This is a genomic window from Lapillicoccus sp., from assembly GCF_036559105.1.
In the GTDB taxonomy this organism is placed as follows: domain Bacteria; phylum Actinomycetota; class Actinomycetes; order Actinomycetales; family Dermatophilaceae; genus Lapillicoccus.
Genome location: NZ_DATBTV010000014.1, coordinates 48,284 through 64,586, shown reverse-complemented (window position 1 = coordinate 64,586; position 16,303 = coordinate 48,284). Strand labels below are relative to the sequence as shown.

The following is a 16,303-nucleotide window of genomic DNA, read 5'->3' as shown; positions in this document are numbered from 1 at the left end:
GCGCGCCGAACGGCGGCCCGCGAGCGCCGAACGGTCGCGATGGGGTCAGTCGGTCCGCCTCGGCGGCTCCGCGGTTCGTAGGTCCTCAGGGGCGTGCAGCCGGACCATGGCCCGCGAGGTGCCGACCGGCACCGAGCCCGGCGTCGCATACGAGACGAGGACGGCGACGAGGAACGCCGTGGGGACGGTCCACGCGGCAGGCTGCGCGAGGAGCGCACCGAGCCAGCCACCGCCGACCGAGCCCGGCCCACCGAGGACGGTGATCGTCGTCGCCGTGAGGGCGAGCACGCCACCGGTCACGAGTCCCGCCGTGGCCCCGGCCACCGAGAGGTGCCGCCACCAGACGCCGAGGACCAGGAGCGGGCAGAACGTCGACGCCGCCACCGCGAAGGCCAGCCCGACCGTGTCGGCAAGGCTGGTGTTGACCGCCAGCCAGCTCGCGGCGTACGGGACGACGACCGCTACGACGGCGGCGAGGCGGAAGGTACGGATGCGGGGAACGTCGCCGCCGGCGCGGCGGCCGATGGTGCGGGCCAGGAAGTCCTGGTCGATGACGCCGGCAACCGAGATGGTGAGACCGGAGGCGGTCGAGAGGAACGCGGCGAACGCCCCGCCGGCCAGCACCGCGGACAGGACGGTGCCCAGGAGACCCGGAGCGATGACCGAGGGCAACAGCAACGTGACCGAGTCCGCCCGGGCGCCGTCGGGCAGGGTCGGGAGGTAGACGCGACCGAGCACGCCGTAGACCGGTGTGAACAGGTAGAAGAGCGCGAGCAGACCGACCACGACGAGGGTGGTGCGACGGGCCGCGCGGCCGTCGGGGTTGGTGTAGAAGCGGACCAGCACGTGTGGCAGCCCCATGGTGCCGAAGCAGAGGGCAAGGATCGTCGAGTAGGTGGCGTAGACGGGGTGCTCGCGGCCGCCGAAGCCGCTGAGCGCCTGCGCCCAGTCGGCTCCGTCCGCGGTGACGTCCGGGGTGGCCGCTCCGCTCTGCCACCACATGGCGAGCAGGACGAACGCCGGGATCGAGATCGCGGTGAGCTTCAGCCAGTACTGCATGGCCTGGACGAGGGTGATCGACCGCATCCCGCCCGCCGTCACGTTGGCCAGCACGACCACGGCCACGATGAGGCTGCCGAGTGCGGGGGGCGCGCCGGTGACGGTGCTCAGCGCGAGCCCGGCCCCCTGGAACTGCGGCAGCAGGTAGAGCCAGCCGATACCGATGACGAGCAGCGACGCCAGCGCTCGCACCCGTCGCGACTCGAGGCGGGCCTCGGCGAAGTCGGGGAGCGTGTAGGCGCCGGAGCGCCGGAGCGGGGCGGCGACGAGGACCAGGAGCACCACGTAGCCGACGGTGTAGCCGACGGGGAACCAGAGCATGTCGGCGCCGAGCGCGTAGACCAGGCCGGCGATGCCGAGGAACGACGCGGCGGAGAGGTACTCGCCCCCGATCGCCGAGGCGTTCCAGCCGGCGCTGACGCTGCGTCCGGCGACGTAGAAGTCACTCGTGGTCCGGGACAGCTTGAGCCCGAGGGCACCCGCCACGAGGGTGACGCCGCAGACGATGGCGATGGCGAGCACGCCGGCGTGGGCGATGCTCACCGCTGCCCCATGAGGTCGGAGAACTCGCGCTCGATCCGCTCCGCCTGGTAGACGTAGATCCGGGCGGCGACGAAGACGATGGGGTAGATGAGAACCCCGACGGCCAACCAGGGCAAGGGAACCGGGCCGACGTGGATGTCACGGGTGGCGGGCACGAGGACGAAGAGCGTCGGCAGCCCGAGGACGACCACGGCGATGCCGAGCAGGATCGCGAGCGACAGCCGCAGCTGGGCCTTCAGCAGCGCTGACAGGTACACCTCGCCGAGCCCGGTCTGCTCCTCGAGCTCCTGCGCCGGAGGACGGCGTACGCCCGGACGACGGGCCTCGCGCCGGGGCGACGTGATCCGCACTCGCCGTGGCGGCGGCCCGGTGGGGTGGGGGGTGCTCACCGGACCGCAGGTCGCAGGAGACGTTCGCGCAGGTCCCGGGTATGCCGGCGGCTGACCTGGAGCTCGACGTCACCGACCCGCACGACGGCCCGCCCCGAGTCGCTGGACACCTCGGTCACGTGCGCGAGCGACACCAGCGTGGAGCGGTGGATCCGGACGAATCCCCTTTCCCCCCAGCGCTCCTCGAGGGCGTTGAGCGAGACGCGGACGAGGTGTGAGCCGTTCGCGGTGTGCATCCGCGCGTAGTCCCCTTGGGCACTCGCGTACAGGATCTGGCTGCGGTGGATGAACCGCGTCACCCCACCGAGCTCGACGGGGATCGTCTCGTCCTCGGGAGGCGTCGTCGAGGGGGAGGCGTCGGAGCGTTTGGCGACCACGCGGCGGACCGCCTCGCCAAGGCGTTCGGCGCGGATCGGCTTCATCACGTAGTCGGTGGCCTGGAGCTCGAACGCGTCGACCGCGTGCTCCTCGTAGGCGGTGACGAAGACGACCTGCGGGCGGTCGGCGAACCGGGCGAGCACCTTGGCCAGGTCGAGCCCGTCGAGGCCGGGCATGGAGATGTCGCAGAAGACGACCTCGACCGGGTGTTCCTCCAGGGCGCGCAGGGCCTCGGTCCCGGAGGACGCGGTGTGCAGCTCGCCGATGCGCGGGTCCCGCTCGAGGAGGAACGTCAGCTCGGCGAGGGTCGGCGCCTCGTCGTCGACCACCAGCGCGCGTAGCGGCGCGTCGGCGGACGGCGTCGTCGCTGGCATACCGCTGAGGATAGGTCGTGACCAGCGCGGGTCAGGGTTCGGCGCGGACGCCCGGTGCGTACTTCGGCACCCGGAAGGTCACCTTGGTCCCCGCGCCCGGCGCGGTCTCGACGACGAGCCCGTGTCGGTCGCCGAACGCCTGGCGCAGCCGCGCGTCGACGTTGCCGAGGCCGAGGCTGTCCGCCTCGCTCTCACCGGCGAGGACGGCGCGGATCGTCTCGGGGTCGCCACCGACCCCGTCGTCCTCGATGGAGATCTCGGCCTCGGCCCCGTGGTCTGCGGCGGTGATGGTGACGTGCCCGACGCCGGTCTTGCGTTCCAGCCCGTGGCGAACCGCGTTCTCCACCAACGGTTGCACCGCGAGGAAGGGCACGGCGACGGGGAGCACCTCGGGCGCGATAGTCAGGGAGACGACGAGCCGGTCGCCGAACCGGGCCTTCTCGAGGACGAGGTAGCGCTCGATGTTGCGGAGCTCGTCGCGCAGGGTGGTGTACGCGCCACCTCGACGGAACGCATACCGGGTGAAGTCGGCGAACTCGAGCAGCAGCTCGCGGGCTCGGTCGGGGTCGGTGCGGGTGAACGACGCGATGGCGCCGAGGCAGTTGTAGATGAAGTGCGGGGAGATCTGCGCCCGCAGGGCCCGCAGCTCGGCCTCCATGAGCCGGGTGCGCTGGCGCTCGAGCTCGGCCAGCTCGACCTGCGTGGAGATCCAGCGGGCCAGCTCCTCGGTCGCCCGGACCAGCCCGGTCGAGACGGCCGGCCCGTATGCAGCGAGCGCGGCGACGACCTGCTCGTCCGCAACGATCGGGGCCAGGACCCCGGAGCGGATGGGGCAGTCGGGGTCGTCGCACGTGACGTTGCGCTCGTCGAGCACCACGGTGCGCCCGGACGCCAGGACCGGCTGCGCGTGTTCGTGGACCGCCGCGCGGTGGTGTGCGCCGACGCCGTCCCAGGCAAGGACGGCGTGCGGGTCGGTGAGCGCCACGGCCCGGCTGCCGAGCATCGACCGCAGCTGTCGGGTGGCCTTCTGGGCCCCCTCGGGCGTGAGGCCGTCGCGCAGGAACCGGGTGGCGAGGGCCGCGCGGTGCAGCGTCTCGTACGTCGCCCGGTCGACCTGGCTGACGAACCGGCGCCGGCGCAGGAGCCAGACCAGCCCGACGACAGCGGCGGTCAGGACCAGCCCGGCGAGGAACGCCGCGACATGGTTCCGGTCCACGTGGGCAGCGTAGGCGGGGCGGGGGCGTGCCGGCGGCCGACTGGGGGTGGACGCATACGGTGAGGCCGTGCCCGACATCGCCGCCCGGCTCCGCGCGCTGAGTGATCTGCCCGGCGTCGCGGACGGCAGCGAGGCTGCGCGGGAGGCGTGCACGCGGCTGCGGTTCGAGGAGGCGCTGCGGCGGCGGATGCCTGAGGCGGCGGCCGAGTCCCGGGTCCGCGGTGCGAGGGCGAGCTCGGCGCTGGACGGGGCGGAGGTGCCGGTCGACCGGGTCCGGGCGTTGATGGTGGGGAGCCTCGGACCGGCTGGGTCCGACGCGGTCGACCTGGTCGTGCGCGGCGCGGTGCAGGCGACGGCGGAGTCGGAGCACGTCGTGGGTCTCGTCCTCTCGGCGCCGTGGCAGGCGCTGGCCCGGCTGCACGTGGCCGCCATGGCCGGGGTCCTCCCGGCGAACCAGGTGGGCCGTCCGCGGCACGCGGGGGAGATGGCGCGGGAGCTGAGGGACGTCGGCGGCGCACCGGGGGCGGGTGAGGTGGCGGCCCGGCTGGCGGGGGTCACGCAGATGCTGCAGGTGGTCGGGTCGCCGGGGGTGTCCGGGCTGGTGGTCGCGGCGGTCGTGCACGCCGAGGTGGCGGCGGTCCGGCCGTTCGTGCAGGGCAACGGGGTCGTGGCACGCGCGGTGGAGCGGGCCCTCGTCCAGGCCACCGGGCTGGACCCGACGGGGGTGGCCGTCCCCGAGGTGGGGCACCTCCGGGGTGGTCTGGCGCCGTACGTCGGGGCGCTGGCGGCGTACGCGACGGGGACGGCGGACGGGGTGGCGCTCTGGCTGCGGCACTGCGCCGACGCGGTGGTGGCCGGCGCCGAGGAGGGTATGCGCGTCTGCGCCGCCGTGCGGGCGGGACGGCTTTCCTGAGGCCTTCGTGGCTTGCGGGGGCTTGTTGACGATCCCGTGGCCATGCGCCGAGCGGTCTGGCGGGTCGCGGTGTGGGCGAGTACAACAGAGGAACAACTACAGACCACCGTCCGGCGACCGGGCACCCACGCGAGGCAGTCCACTGATGGGCAGATCGTCATTGGGTTCACCCCTCGGCGACAAACCACTGAATGCACGCTCTGGTCACCCGCGCCGCCAGACGGTCGTGATGGCGCCTCACCTCTCAGGAGCTGAGGTGCCATCACTTTTGTGGTCGGACGTCGAGGTCGGCGCGAGCGGCGCCACGTAGGAGAGGTGACCACACCCGGGTGTGGGTCGGGGAGCGTCGACAGCCGCTGGCCGTCGCCCCGGTGTCGTTGTCCACACGGTGTGGACGTTCTGTCCCGCGGTCCACAGGCTCGAGCCGGGGCTTACCCGATGGATGGGCGTCGGCCGAGGGTGGTCCTGGGCCCGAGGGGCGGGCCGGTCGGGGGTTTCGGGTCGTGGGTTCGGTCGGGGGGTCGGTTGCGGGTTCGCTCGCGGTGGGTGGGGGGCACGCGCTCCTCGTCGTCGTCGGGGCCTCCGGCGGGGTGGGCGCCTCGTCGCTCGCGACAGCGGTCGCGGTGCGGGCTTCGCGGGCGGGCACCGAAGTCGTGCTCCTCGACGGCTGTCCGCTGGGCGGTGGGCTCGACGTGATCCTCGGCGCGGAGCAGGAGAGCGGGGTCCGATGGCCCGACCTCTACCGACTGGTCGGTTCCGCGGACGGCCGGGCCCTGCTCGTGCGGCTGCCGTCGGTGGACGGCGTGCGGGTGCTGTCGTTCGGGCGGGACGGTTCCGAACCCGCTGCGGAGGTGGCCGACGCGGTGGTGGCCGGGCTCGTCGCGGAGTGCGCCCTGGTCGTGGTGGACGCGAGTGCCGCCGGAGGCACGGTGGCCGTCGCTGCCCTGTCCGTCGCTGACCGGGTGCTCGTCGTCGCGGGGGACGGGATGAGCCAGCTCGCGGCCCTGTCGGTCGTGTCGGGCCTACTGGCGGCCGGGGGCGGTCGGGTCGGCGTCGAGATGGGCGTGTGCCTGCGCGGCCCGTCGGCGAGCGCCGGTCCGGTGGCCCGGGTGGTGGAGTCGGAGCTGCGCTGGCCGGTGCTCTGTGCGCTGGAGGACGACCGTGGCCTGGTTGCCGACCTCGTCCACGGCGTGGCTCCGGGCTCGCGGGCGAGCGGCCCGACCGTGCGAACCGCCGACGAGATCCTCGGCTGGGTGCTGCTCGACCGCCGGGGTGCGGCGTGACCGTCTCTCCCGGGCTGCCGGCTCCGGCGTGGGAGCAGATCCGCGGTGGTCGTCGGCCCGAGCCTCAGAACCTCGCCACCGTCGCCGAGAGGGACGTCGCCACCGACGGACTGGGCGGTGCGGCCGCGTTGCGGGGATCGCTGCAGGCACAGCTCCTCGGCGCCGGACCGCTGGAGCCACTGTTGGAACTACCCGAGGTCACCGACGTGGCGGTCAACGGGGACGGTTCGGTCTGGGTCGACGTGGGCGCCGGTCTGGTCCGGGTGGACGTCGACGTCGGCGGTCCCGACGCGGTCCGCCGACTGGCGGTCCGCCTGGCCGGGCTCGCGGGTCGTCGGCTGGACGAGACCTCGCCGTACGTGGACGGGGTGCTGCCCTCCGGCGTCCGACTGCACGCGATCCTGCCGCCGCTCGTGGCCGACGGTCCGCATGTGACGCTGCGGATACCGGCCAGGACCGCGATGACCCTGGCGGAGCTGGAGGCACGGTCGATGTTCCCGTCGGGCTGGGCCGGGCTGCTGCGGCAGCTCGTGCGCCGGCGGGTGGCCTTCGTCGTGTCCGGCGGCACCGGCGTGGGCAAGACCACATTGCTGGGGGCGCTCCTCGGCGAGGCGTCGGCGGCGGAACGGGTGATCGTCGTGGAGGACGTCCGCGAGCTCAGCGTCGACCAGCCGCAGGTCGTCCGCCTGGAGGCCCGACCGGCCAACGTGGAGGGAGCCGGTGAGGTGACGCTGACCACGCTGGTCCGGCAGGCGCTGCGGATGCGTCCGGACCGACTGGTCCTCGGGGAGGCGCGCGGGCCCGAGGTCCGTGAGCTGCTGGCGGCCCTCAACACCGGGCACGAGGGTGGCTGCGGCACGATGCACGCCAATAGCGCCGGCGACGTCGTGGCGCGGTTCGAGGCGCTCGGGGCACTGGCGGGCATGTCGCCCGCAGCGGTGCATGCTCAGCTCGCCAGTGCCGTGGACGTCGTGGTGCACGTCGGCCGCCGGACCGCGGAGGGGGCGGTGCGGCGTCAGGTCGAGACGGTCGGCGTGGTGGTTCGAGGTCCCGACGGGCGACCCGAGGTGTTGGCCGCCCTCTCGACCGATCGAGACGGCTCGCCCTGCGGCCCAGGGTGGCCGCGACTCTCGGCCCTTCTGGGTACGACAGGTGACGCCAGGTCGATCGAGGCCATCGGGGGGTCGTCGTGACCGCACTGGTGGTGGCGCTGCTGCTCGCGGTGGCCACCTGGTTGGTGTTGCGGGCTGACGGGAACAGACCCGACGTGCTGTCGGCAGCTCCTCGTCCGCCTGCCGCTTCCGGGCTGGTCGGGGGGACAGCAGAGGCGAGACGACCGGGACGCCCCCGTGGGTCGCCGGTGGAAGCCGAGGCGGAGGCGCTGGATCTCCTTGACGCTCTCGCACCGGCACTCCGGGCCGGACTGCCGCCGGCGACGGCGCTGCGGCTGATTGCCTCGAGTCCCTTTTCCGAGGGTGGAACGACCAGTGGACCGTCCGGGGTTTCCGGCGGATCGCTCGGTGGCCGTGGCGGATCGCTCGGTGGCCGTGGCGGGTCGAGAAGTGGCGGTGGCGGATCGATGGGTGGCCGTGGCGGGACGGCAAACGCACTGGGCCTGGCCGCGCAGCGCGGCGAGGCCATCGCTCCCGTGTGGTCCGCCTACGCGGAGGCGCTGAGGTCCGACGACCTCCGCCTGGTCGCGGCGGCCTGGTCGCTCTGCGAGACGTTGGGTTCGCCATTGGCACCCACGGTGGCGACGGTGTCCGATGTTGTCCGTCGACGCCGGTCGGTCCGACAGCGCATCGCCGCCGTGGTGGCCGGGCCTCGAGCCACGATGGGAGTCCTCACCGCCCTCCCCCTGGCCGGCCCCTTCGTGGCGATCGCGGTCGGTGTCTCTCCGGGGGACCTCTACACCGAACCGGCGGGAGCCATGTCGCTCGCCGTTGGTCTCGCCGTGCTCCTCATCGGTCGGCTGTGGGCCGGCCGGATGATCCGGGCCGTCACCGTCGAGTCGCGCCGTCCGAAGCGGCACGGAGCTCCAGGCCTTCGCGGACGGACCATGAGGCCGAGATCCGAGTCGTCGTGACGTCGAGACTGACCCTGGGTCTCGCCCTGCTCCTGGCAGGCGCGTTCCTGCTGGTCGTGGCGCGACGCCGCCGCGAACGGGATGGGGCGGCCGCGCTCGCCGCGCTCGTCTCCCGGAACCAGCCGAGCTCGCCGATAGCTGATCCGGATTCACCCCGGTGGCGAAGCCGCGGCGGGTGGGCACACCTCGCTGGGCGCCCTCGCGCTCGGGCGCCGACCCCCGAGGAGGTTGCGGCATCGATGGTCCTCATGGCCGTCGCGCTCCAGTCCGGATGCGGCGTCGTCGAAGGGATCGAGCACGTCGCGCACGTGGCTCCGCCGGTGCCCGCCGCCGAGCTCGGCGTGGTGGCGGCGGCGCTGAGGTGGGGCCTGGACGAGGAGTGGGCCTGGGCCGAGGTGAGCCCCAGGTGGTCGCGCGCAGCACTGGCGATGCGACTGGCGCGGGAGGCTGGCGTGGCGCCGTCGTCGCTGCTCCTCTCCGGTGCCGACGACCTCCGGTCGAACCGGCTCGCGGACATCGACGTTGCGGCCGCCCGGCTCGGCGTCCGGCTCGTCGTCCCCCTGGGGGTAGCCTTCCTGCCCGCCTTCGTCCTGACGACGATCGTGCCGGTCGTCCTCGCCCTCGCTCGTCAGGTGCTGGCGTCGTGAGCCGCGGTCCGCCACGTCTCGACGGAGCGTGAGATCGTCGGGACGTGGCTGCCTCCGATCTGGTCTCCGCTCTGCGTACCGCTGCCGTCGATCGTCTCCCGAGCGCCCGGCGCGGGCTCTGGGTGAGCTTCCTGTCCGCGTACGGCCTGGAGGCCGCGCTCGGTGGACTTCCCCTCGGCGGCACGGCCTACGGCAACAACAAGGCAGGCGGTGCTCCGGCGAGCGATCATCCGGCGGGCGGTGATCAGGCGGGCGGTGATCAGGCGGGCGGCATCGACTGGCTCGGACTGGACCTCCAGCACGGCGACCTGAACCTGGCCGATGTCATCCCGCTTCTCCGAGTGGCCGCACGCGCGGGACTGCCAGTGTTTCCCCGCATGGCGTCCCATGCGGCTGACGCGATCGGCAGGATGGTGGACGCCGGTGTCCACGGCGTCATCGTGCCCGGCGTCGAGTCGGCCGACGAGGCGGCCGCCCTGGTCCGCGCGATTCGCCTCCCCCCGGCTGGTGGCCGGAGCACGGGCGCGGCGCGCACGGCGCTCGGCGTCACCGATGTCGGCGAAGCGTTGCTCCTCCCGATGGTGGAGACGGCGGTCGGCCTCCACCACGCGGCGGACATTGCGACCGTCGACGGGGTCGACGGGATCTTCATCGGCCCGTACGACCTGTCGATGTCGCTGGGGTGCAAGCCCGGCGAGGAACCGGTGATGACGGCGATCGCCTCCGTGGTCGAGACCGTCCGGTCGACCGGCAAGATCGTCGGCATGTTCACCGGACGTCCCGACCTGCTCGCGCTGGCGCCGACGCTCGACCTGGTGGCCGTCGACACCGACGTGTCGGCGCTGCGCCGCGGGATCGCCGAGCTCTTCTCCTGACCAGGAGATCCGCCGTCGGGTCCTCGAGGGCGGCGGGCGAGTCGGACCCGATTTCGCAGCGCCTCGTCCTATTCTGCGGCGCATGGCGCAGCGAGTGCGAACGATCCTCATCTCCGATCTCTCGGGGGACGAGGCGGAGGCAGGAGGGGAGTCGGTCGCCTTCAGCTACAAGGGCGTCGACTACACGATCGACCTGACGGCCAAGGAGGCCGCCGGGTTCGACAAGGCCATCGCGATGTACGTCGAGCACGCGACGAAGGCCGGGCGAGCCCGACCCGCTCGGTCGGGTTCCGGCTCGTCGCAGCATCACGCCGAGCGGATCGGCAACATGAAGCGATGGGCGGCGGAGCAAGGTCTCGACTACCCGAAGCGGGGCCGGCTCCCGAAGAGCCTGGTCGACGCGTACGACGCCGCCCACTGACGGCAGCTGAGGCCGTCGGTCAAGACAGCCCGACCCACGGCGCCGACGCCTGCATCGCCAGCCGGACCGGGGTGTTCGCCGCCCCGAAACCGGAGTAGCCACCGCGCCGCTCCAGCACCTCCACGTAGAACCGCCCCGCGACCAGGGGCGTGTAGACGTGGAACAGCTCGCCCTTGCCGTCACGGTCGTAGAGCACCCCGAGGCGACGGAGCCGGTCGAGCAGGAGGGCGTCGAGGCCCAGCCGCGCCTGGAGGTCGTCGTAGTACCCGTCCGGGAATGTCAGCAGCGGCGCACCGGCCGCACGCATACCCTCGACCCGGTCCACCAGGTCGGTGCACGCGAACGCCACCTGGTTGACCCCGGTCGGGGCGCGGCCGGCCCGCACGACGATGTTGTGGACGACCCGCACGCCGTCCTCGCGAGGCAGCAGCACCCGGCTGCGCAAGCGCCCCGCCGGGTCGAAGAACTCCGAGACCGGACCGGGGCGCAGCCCGAAGAGGGTCCGGTAGAACGAGACCTCGGCGTCGGAGCGGTCCACGTCCACGGCCGCGCCGACGTGGTCGATCCCCAGCCAGCCGTCGGCTCCCGCCGTGCGGTCCTGGTCTGCCGGGACAACCTGCACCGTGACCCCCGTCGGGCTGGTCACCGTGAACTCCGGCGCACCGCCGTGGCGGGCGGCCGGCTCCCAGTTCAGCGCCTCCGCCCGCGCCATCAACCGTGTCGGGTCGTCGACCGCGATTCCCAGCGCGGTCACCGACGGACGGGGGAGCGCTGTCGCCCGACGAACCTGGAGGTCCGAACGGCCGTCGAGGACCACGCGGGCCCCACCATTGCGGAACGTCCGCAACGCGTCATCCTCACCGGAGACCGGCTGAAAGCCCAGCGACACCAACAGGTCCGGTACCGCGCTCGACCTCGGGTCAGCGGCGATCTCGACGAACGCAGCCGTCGGGCACGACGGCTCGACGGGTGGGTCGAACAGCTCCACCAGCGGCCGGGTTCGCGGACCGGGTGACGAGGGCGAGCCGCCCGTACGGTCGCCGTCCCAGTGCCGGCGCAGCTGCTCCTCGAGGAACAGCAGGGACCGCATAGCGTCGCGCGCGGTCTCGTGCGGCTCGGCCTCCCGGACGATGTCGTTGAACACCTCCAGGGACAGCGGCCCGCGGTATCCCGCCTCGACCACCGCCGCGACGATCCCCACCACGTCGAGCGATCCCTGGCCGGGGAAGCACCGGTGGTGTCGGCTCCACTCGAGCACGTCCATGGCCTTGTACGGCGCGTCGGCGACCTGGAGGTACTCCATCCGGTCCCCGGGGATGCCGGCCAGCGCGGTCGCGTCGTCGCCCCGGGCGAGCAGGTGGAAGGTGTCCACGGCCAGCCCGACCTCGGGCATGCCGGCGGTGTCGACGACCTGCCAGGCCTCCTGGAGCCGGTTGATGCACGTCCCCCAGGCGAGCGCCTCGAACGCCAGGGTGAACCCGTGGTCGGCGGCGCGTCGGCCCACGGTCGCCAGCTGCTCAGCGGCCAGGTCGAGGTCCGGACTCGCCTCCGGGTGGACGGCCGAGCAGAGGAGGGTCCGAGTGGCACCGAGCCGCTCCATGACCTCGAACTTCGCCTCGGCGAACCGTAGGCGGTCGGGGAAGAGGGCCGGCGAGACACCCACGACGTCGCGCAGCGGCTGGAAGAGGTCGATGGCCAGCCCGAGGTCGCGGCAGCGTGCTGCGACGTCCTCGGCCCTCATGACCGACGCGGTCAGGTCGGCGTCGAACAGCTCGATCCCCGCGAAGTGCGCAGCCGCGATGGCCTCGAGCTTGTCCTCGAGCGTCCCCGAAACCGAGACCGTCGCGATGCTCTTGCGCACGGCGTCCCTAACCCGTGCGGTGGCTGAGGGCCACGTGCTGTCCGGTGAGCGACTCGAAGTGCTCCTGCATCCGCCGGATGTCGGCGTCCCGCCCGGTGAGCAGCCGGAAGGCCGCGGCGTGCTGGTGGACCGCCATGGCCCCACCGGTCATCACCCGGCAGCCGGCGGCGCGGGCGCGGTGCACCAGCTCGGTCTCGAGCGGGAAGTAGATGATGTCGGCCACCCACTGGTCCGGTTGCAGCAGGGCGGGGTCGAGAGGTAGCCCGGGATGCGCGTCCATCCCGACGGGCGTCGCCTGGATGAGGCCGCCGGCGTCGCGGAGCGCGGCGGCCAGGTCGGTGGTCGACGACACCCGGTCGGCCCCGACCAACGCGCCCAGCCGGGCGGCCACCGCGGCGGCACGGTCGCCGTTCTGGTCGACGATGTCGAGGTGCGCGGCGCCATAGCGCAGCGCACCGTAGCCGACCGCCACCCCCGCGCCACCGGCACCGAGGAGGACCATCCGGTCGCCGAGCGCCTCGGGCAACGTCGCCCGCAGCGCCTCGGCGAAGCCGACCCAGTCGGTGTTGTGGCCGATGCTCCGGCCGTCCCGGATGACCACGAGGTTCGACGCGCCCAGCGCCTGCGCCTCCGGGCTCGCCTCGTCGACGTGGGCCATCATCGCGTTCTTGAACGGGTGCGTGACCGCCAGCCCGTCGAACCCCAGCCGCTCCACCCAGCGGATCACGTCGGCGGTGTCGTCCAGGCCGAGGCCGGTATGCGTCGCGTCCAGCAGCCGGTAGGCGAGGGAGAGGCCCTGGGCCTCCCCCTCGCCCTCCTGCAAGGGTTTCGCCAGCGAGCCGCCGATGTTGTCGCCGAGGAGCCCGACCACGAACGACGTGGTGGTCATCGAGACAGCCCCTCTCGGATCGGTATGCGGCGGACGACCGGCTCAGCTGGCGCTGAGGGCGCCGGTGGTTCCGACGGTACGCGCCGACTCCCGACGTTGACCGAGCTCGGTCGTGGGGATGAGGTGGGTCTTCTTGGGACCGGTGGCCACGGCGATCGCCGAGATGGCACAGGCGCCGGCGGCGAAGATGGCGACCCGGCTCCAGCCGTCGCTACCGGTCCCCGCGAGCGCGGCCGCGATGGTCGGGGTGAACCCGGCCAGACCGAATCCGAACTGGGTGCCGATGGCCATACCGGAGAGTCGGACACTGGTCGGGAAGTACTCCGCATAGGTGGCTGGCCAGACCGCGTTAGTCATGCTGTAGACCACGCCGGCGAGGAGCAGGCCGACGGTCCAGACCAGGACGCCGTTCTTGGAGGCGATGGCCGCGAGGTAAGCCACCGCGAGGATCGCGGAGCCGATGGCGCCGGTGACGAAGATCGGTTTGCGGCCGACCTTGTCGGAGAGCCCGGCCCAGAACGGGATGATGGCGATCGCGATGAGGTTGGCCACGATGGCGATCCACAGCATGAAGGTCGAGGAGAACCCGTTTCCGTAGGTCGCTGACGTCGCGAAGGTGAGCGCGAAGACCGTGTAGAGCGTGTTGATCATCGCGATGAAGGCGGCGAACATCACTCGGAGCACGCTGCGCCAGTGGTACTTGAAGAGGATGGACAGAGGGGTCCTCGGGACCCCGCCCTGCGCGACCTCCTCCGAGAAGACTGGCGTCTCGTCGAGCCGGCGCCGGATGAAGTACCCCACCCCGACGACGATCGCGCTGAGCAGGAAGGGGATCCGCCAGCCCCAGGTCAACAGCTGGGCCTCAGGTAGCGCGGCGATCGGCAGGAACACGAGCGGGGCGAGCACCTGGCCACCCTGAGTACCGCTCAGCGTCCAGCTCGTGAAGAACCCGCGCCGGTTGTCCGGCGCGTGCTCGAAGGACATCGAGTTGGCCCCGGCCTGCTCGCCCGCCGCCGAGAGTCCCTGGAGGAGGCGTAGCACGACGAGGAGGATCGGCGCGAGGATGCCGATCTGGTCGTAGGTCGGCAGACAGCCGACGAGGAACGTCGAGAGCCCCATGAGCAGCAGCGTCCCGATAAGGACCGGCTTGCGCCCGAACCGGTCACCGAGGTGGCCTATGATGAACGACCCGATGGGCCGGGCGACGTAGCCCACCCCGAACGTCGCGAGGGACGCGACGGTGGCGGCTACTGGGTCGCCGGACGGAAAGAAGATCTTCGGGAACACCAGCGCGGCCGCTGTCCCGTAGATGACGAAGTCGTAGTACTCCAGCGCGCTGCCGATCCACGCGGCGATCGCGGCCTTCTTGGGCGTCCGGACGGGGAGCCCGTCGGTCGGGACCGCAGCGGCGGCTGAGTTCGTGTCTGGCATCGTTGCCAACCCTTCGCGAGGATCGCCGGGACGGAGTGTCCAGCGATGGACGTGGGGGAGACCGTAGAACCGGCCGTGACGTGATGGCAAACGTTTGCCATAATTTGCCACATGCCCCCGCACCGCCGCCCGCGAGCCGTGACGATCACCGACGTGGCGCGAGCCGCCGGGGTCGCCCCGTCCACGGTGTCGCGGGCCGTCACGCGTCCGGACCGGGTCAACGCGGTCACCCGCGAGCACGTCCTCGAGGTCGCGAACCGCCTTGGCTACCGGCCCAGCCCGGTCGCCCGAGCCCTCGGCAGTGGTCGCACCCGGACCCTGGCCCTCGTCCTTCCCGACATCACCAACCCGTACTTCGCCGGTGTGATCCGGGGTGCCGAACGCCAGGCGGCGGCGACGGGCCACGTCCTCGTCATCGGGAGCTCGGAGGAGTCGGGCCGGGCCGAGTGGCGGATCGTGGAGAAGCTGGCCGGGTCGGTCGACGGGTTCCTCGTCGTGTCGAGCCGGATGAGCGACCAGCGGATCGTCCAGACCGCCGGTCTGCGCCCGGTCGTTCTCGTCAACCGACAGACCCCCGGCGTCACCAGCGTCAGCCCCGACCAGGAGTCGGGGACGCGGCGGATCATCGAGCACCTCTGGTCGCTGGGCCACCGCGAGGTGCTTTTCCTGGCCGGCCCACCGGAGTCGTGGCTGGGGGCCCGGCGCTGGGCCGGGATCAGTGCGGCGGCCAAGCGGCGGCGGATGACCGCGCGGCGCGTCGGCCCGTTCCCGCCGTCGATCGAGGGCGGCTACGTGGCGGGGGAGGCGGCCCAGTCCGACGCGGCCACCGCGGTCATCGCCCACAACGACCTGCTGGCCATCGGCGTCCTGTTGCGGCTGGCGTCCCGCGGCGTCCGGGTCCCCGACGAGCTCAGCGTCGTGGGCTTCGACAACATCTTCGGGTCCGACTGGTGCGACCCGCCGCTCACGACGCTCAGCGACCGCACCGACCAGGCCGGCCGCTCCGCCGTCGACCTGCTCGTGTCACTCGTGGAGGAGCAGCCCGACGACGGGGAGCCGCCCGCGCAGATCGTCGCTCCGACCGAGCTGGTGATCCGCGGCTCCACCGGCCGCGCCCGGGTCGGGCGGCTCGAGCCGGCGTAGCCGACCCGGCGCACCGGCTTCACGCCGGCCGGCCCATGCTCCGTTCGATACCGCTGGCCGCCACCTGCAGCGCTGAGACCAGCCGAGGGCGGTCGCGCCGCAGGCTGGGCACGACGATGCCCACGGACGCGACGACCTCCGATCCCTGCCGGATCGGCACCGCCACCGAACAGGCGCCCAGGCTCATCTCCTCGACCGTCGTCGCATACCCCTCGGCCCGTACTCGGCGCAGCTGGTCGGCGAGGAGTCCGGGCGCCGTGACGGTATGCCGGGTCACCCGCCGCAGCCTCGACCGGAGGACCTCTCGCTGCACCGGCTCCGGCGCGAAGGCGAGCAGTACTTTGCCGACCCCGGTGCAGTGCAACGGAAGTCGGGAACCGACGGTGCTGACGATCGGTACCGACGCCCGTCCCGAGAGCCGTTCGACATAGAGGACCTGGTGGCGGTCGCGGACGGCCAGGTGCACGGTGGCGAGCGTCGCCGCATACACGTCGTGGAGGAACGGGGACGCAGCCTGCCGCAGTCCGGTCTGGACCGGGGCCAGCAGGCCGACGTCCCAGACCCGCCGGCCGACGGCGTAGCGGCCGTCGGCCAGACGGGTCAGCGCTCCCCACTCGACGAGCTCGCCGACCAGCCGGTGGGCCGTCGGCGTCGGCAGGCCCGCGCGGGTGGCGAGCTCGGTGAGGCTGAGCATCCGATGCCGCTGGTCGAAGGCGCCGAGCAACGAGAGCGCGCGGGAGGTGACCGTCGTCCCCGGTGCCGACGTGTTCCCGGCCATGAGGCGCTTCCTTCCAC

The 16,303-nt window shown here is 72.7% G+C and carries 17 protein-coding genes; 8 read left to right on the top strand and 9 right to left on the bottom strand.

The window, feature by feature from the left end; genetic code table 11:
• Window positions 1-45: 45 nt before the first annotated feature.
• The 4 genes from VIG79_RS01500 to VIG79_RS01485 are packed head-to-tail and all read right to left on the bottom strand — an operon-like array spanning window position 46 to window position 3,959.
• A complete protein-coding gene (locus tag VIG79_RS01500) occupies window positions 46-1,602 on the bottom strand; it encodes a cation acetate symporter (RefSeq protein WP_331881206.1) in 1,557 nt (518 codons plus the stop codon).
• Window positions 1,599-1,991, bottom strand: coding sequence for a hypothetical protein (locus tag VIG79_RS01495; protein ID WP_331881203.1), 393 nt, complete (start codon window positions 1,989-1,991; stop codon window positions 1,599-1,601). The genes VIG79_RS01500 and VIG79_RS01495 overlap by 4 nt, the downstream gene beginning before the upstream one ends.
• Window positions 1,988-2,743, bottom strand: a complete 756-nt coding sequence (locus VIG79_RS01490) for a LytTR family DNA-binding domain-containing protein (RefSeq protein WP_331881200.1) — start codon at window positions 2,741-2,743, stop codon at window positions 1,988-1,990. Before VIG79_RS01490 ends, VIG79_RS01495 begins: the two co-directional genes overlap by 4 nt.
• 31 nt (window positions 2,744-2,774) lie before the next feature.
• The gene (locus VIG79_RS01485; protein ID WP_331881197.1) at window positions 2,775-3,959 is read right to left on the bottom strand and encodes a sensor histidine kinase; all 1,185 of its coding nucleotides are present in this window, start codon (window positions 3,957-3,959) and stop codon (window positions 2,775-2,777) included.
• 67 nt (window positions 3,960-4,026) lie between these two features.
• Between VIG79_RS01485 and VIG79_RS01480 the strand changes: the two genes are divergently transcribed.
• From VIG79_RS01480 to VIG79_RS01460, 5 genes are all read left to right on the top strand, one after another.
• Window positions 4,027-4,872 carry a hypothetical protein gene (locus VIG79_RS01480; protein WP_331881194.1) on the top strand — a complete coding sequence of 282 codons (846 nt, stop codon included), beginning with the start codon at window positions 4,027-4,029 and terminating at the stop codon, window positions 4,870-4,872.
• Window positions 4,873-5,375: 503 nt separating this feature from the next.
• Complete coding sequence (locus VIG79_RS01475; RefSeq protein ID WP_331881192.1) at window positions 5,376-6,155, top strand: hypothetical protein; 780 nt, start codon at window positions 5,376-5,378, stop codon at window positions 6,153-6,155.
• Window positions 6,152-7,348, top strand: coding sequence for a TadA family conjugal transfer-associated ATPase (locus tag VIG79_RS01470; protein WP_331881189.1), 1,197 nt, complete (start codon window positions 6,152-6,154; stop codon window positions 7,346-7,348). Before VIG79_RS01475 ends, VIG79_RS01470 begins: the two co-directional genes overlap by 4 nt.
• A gap of 386 nt (window positions 7,349-7,734) precedes the next feature.
• Window positions 7,735-8,241 carry a hypothetical protein gene (locus tag VIG79_RS01465; protein ID WP_331881186.1) on the top strand — a complete coding sequence of 169 codons (507 nt, stop codon included), beginning with the start codon at window positions 7,735-7,737 and terminating at the stop codon, window positions 8,239-8,241.
• 239 nt (window positions 8,242-8,480) lie between these two features.
• On the top strand, window positions 8,481-8,888 hold the full coding sequence (locus tag VIG79_RS01460; protein WP_331881184.1) for a type II secretion system F family protein: 408 nt from the start codon (window positions 8,481-8,483) through the stop codon (window positions 8,886-8,888).
• Here the strand turns inward: VIG79_RS01460 and VIG79_RS01455 are convergent.
• Entirely contained in the window at window positions 8,870-9,319 is a 450-nt protein-coding gene (locus tag VIG79_RS01455) for a hypothetical protein (protein ID WP_331881310.1), read from the bottom strand. The two genes, VIG79_RS01460 and VIG79_RS01455, sit on opposite strands and share 19 nt — an antisense overlap.
• Between VIG79_RS01455 and VIG79_RS01450 the strand changes: the two genes are divergently transcribed.
• Entirely contained in the window at window positions 9,203-9,763 is a 561-nt protein-coding gene (locus VIG79_RS01450; RefSeq protein WP_331881301.1) for an aldolase/citrate lyase family protein, read from the top strand. The two genes, VIG79_RS01455 and VIG79_RS01450, sit on opposite strands and share 117 nt — an antisense overlap.
• An 82-nt stretch (window positions 9,764-9,845) precedes the next feature.
• A complete protein-coding gene (locus tag VIG79_RS01445; RefSeq protein WP_331881181.1) occupies window positions 9,846-10,184 on the top strand; it encodes an Lsr2 family protein in 339 nt (112 codons plus the stop codon).
• Window positions 10,185-10,203: 19 nt separating this feature from the next.
• On the opposite strand, the gene VIG79_RS01440 is transcribed toward VIG79_RS01445, so the two are convergent.
• Genes VIG79_RS01440 through VIG79_RS01430 form a run of 3 tightly spaced genes read right to left on the bottom strand, consistent with a single transcriptional unit; the run spans window position 10,204 to window position 14,365 of the window.
• On the bottom strand, window positions 10,204-12,045 hold the full coding sequence (locus tag VIG79_RS01440; protein WP_331881179.1) for a sugar phosphate isomerase/epimerase and 4-hydroxyphenylpyruvate domain-containing protein: 1,842 nt from the start codon (window positions 12,043-12,045) through the stop codon (window positions 10,204-10,206).
• A gap of 7 nt (window positions 12,046-12,052) precedes the next feature.
• Window positions 12,053-12,934: a shikimate dehydrogenase gene (locus tag VIG79_RS01435; RefSeq protein ID WP_331881176.1), complete on the bottom strand. Its 882-nt coding sequence runs from the start codon at window positions 12,932-12,934 to the stop codon at window positions 12,053-12,055.
• A 42-nt stretch (window positions 12,935-12,976) separates the two neighbouring features.
• Window positions 12,977-14,365 carry an MFS transporter gene (locus tag VIG79_RS01430; protein WP_331881173.1) on the bottom strand — a complete coding sequence of 463 codons (1,389 nt, stop codon included), beginning with the start codon at window positions 14,363-14,365 and terminating at the stop codon, window positions 12,977-12,979.
• 111 nt (window positions 14,366-14,476) lie between these two features.
• Between VIG79_RS01430 and VIG79_RS01425 the strand changes: the two genes are divergently transcribed.
• Window positions 14,477-15,508 (top strand): LacI family DNA-binding transcriptional regulator, encoded by a 1,032-nt coding sequence (locus VIG79_RS01425; protein WP_331881171.1) that lies wholly within the window; start codon window positions 14,477-14,479, stop codon window positions 15,506-15,508.
• 19 nt (window positions 15,509-15,527) lie between these two features.
• On the opposite strand, the gene VIG79_RS01420 is transcribed toward VIG79_RS01425, so the two are convergent.
• Window positions 15,528-16,286, bottom strand: a complete 759-nt coding sequence (locus tag VIG79_RS01420) for an IclR family transcriptional regulator (protein WP_331881169.1) — start codon at window positions 16,284-16,286, stop codon at window positions 15,528-15,530.
• Between the last annotated feature and the right edge of the window lie 17 nt (window positions 16,287-16,303).

Coding starts and splice junctions, on each gene's coding strand:
- VIG79_RS01430 (WP_331881173.1), bottom strand. CDS start 14,365: ATGCCAGACACGAACTCAGCCGCCGCTGCGGTCCCGACCGACGGGCTC.
- VIG79_RS01465 (WP_331881186.1), top strand. CDS start 7,735: ATGGGTGGCCGTGGCGGGACGGCAAACGCACTGGGCCTGGCCGCGCAG.
- VIG79_RS01445 (WP_331881181.1), top strand. CDS start 9,846: ATGGCGCAGCGAGTGCGAACGATCCTCATCTCCGATCTCTCGGGGGAC.
- VIG79_RS01490 (WP_331881200.1), bottom strand. CDS start 2,743: ATGCCAGCGACGACGCCGTCCGCCGACGCGCCGCTACGCGCGCTGGTG.
- VIG79_RS01435 (WP_331881176.1), bottom strand. CDS start 12,934: ATGACCACCACGTCGTTCGTGGTCGGGCTCCTCGGCGACAACATCGGC.
- VIG79_RS01460 (WP_331881184.1), top strand. CDS start 8,481: ATGGTCCTCATGGCCGTCGCGCTCCAGTCCGGATGCGGCGTCGTCGAA.
- VIG79_RS01425 (WP_331881171.1), top strand. CDS start 14,477: ATGCCCCCGCACCGCCGCCCGCGAGCCGTGACGATCACCGACGTGGCG.
- VIG79_RS01420 (WP_331881169.1), bottom strand. CDS start 16,286: ATGGCCGGGAACACGTCGGCACCGGGGACGACGGTCACCTCCCGCGCG.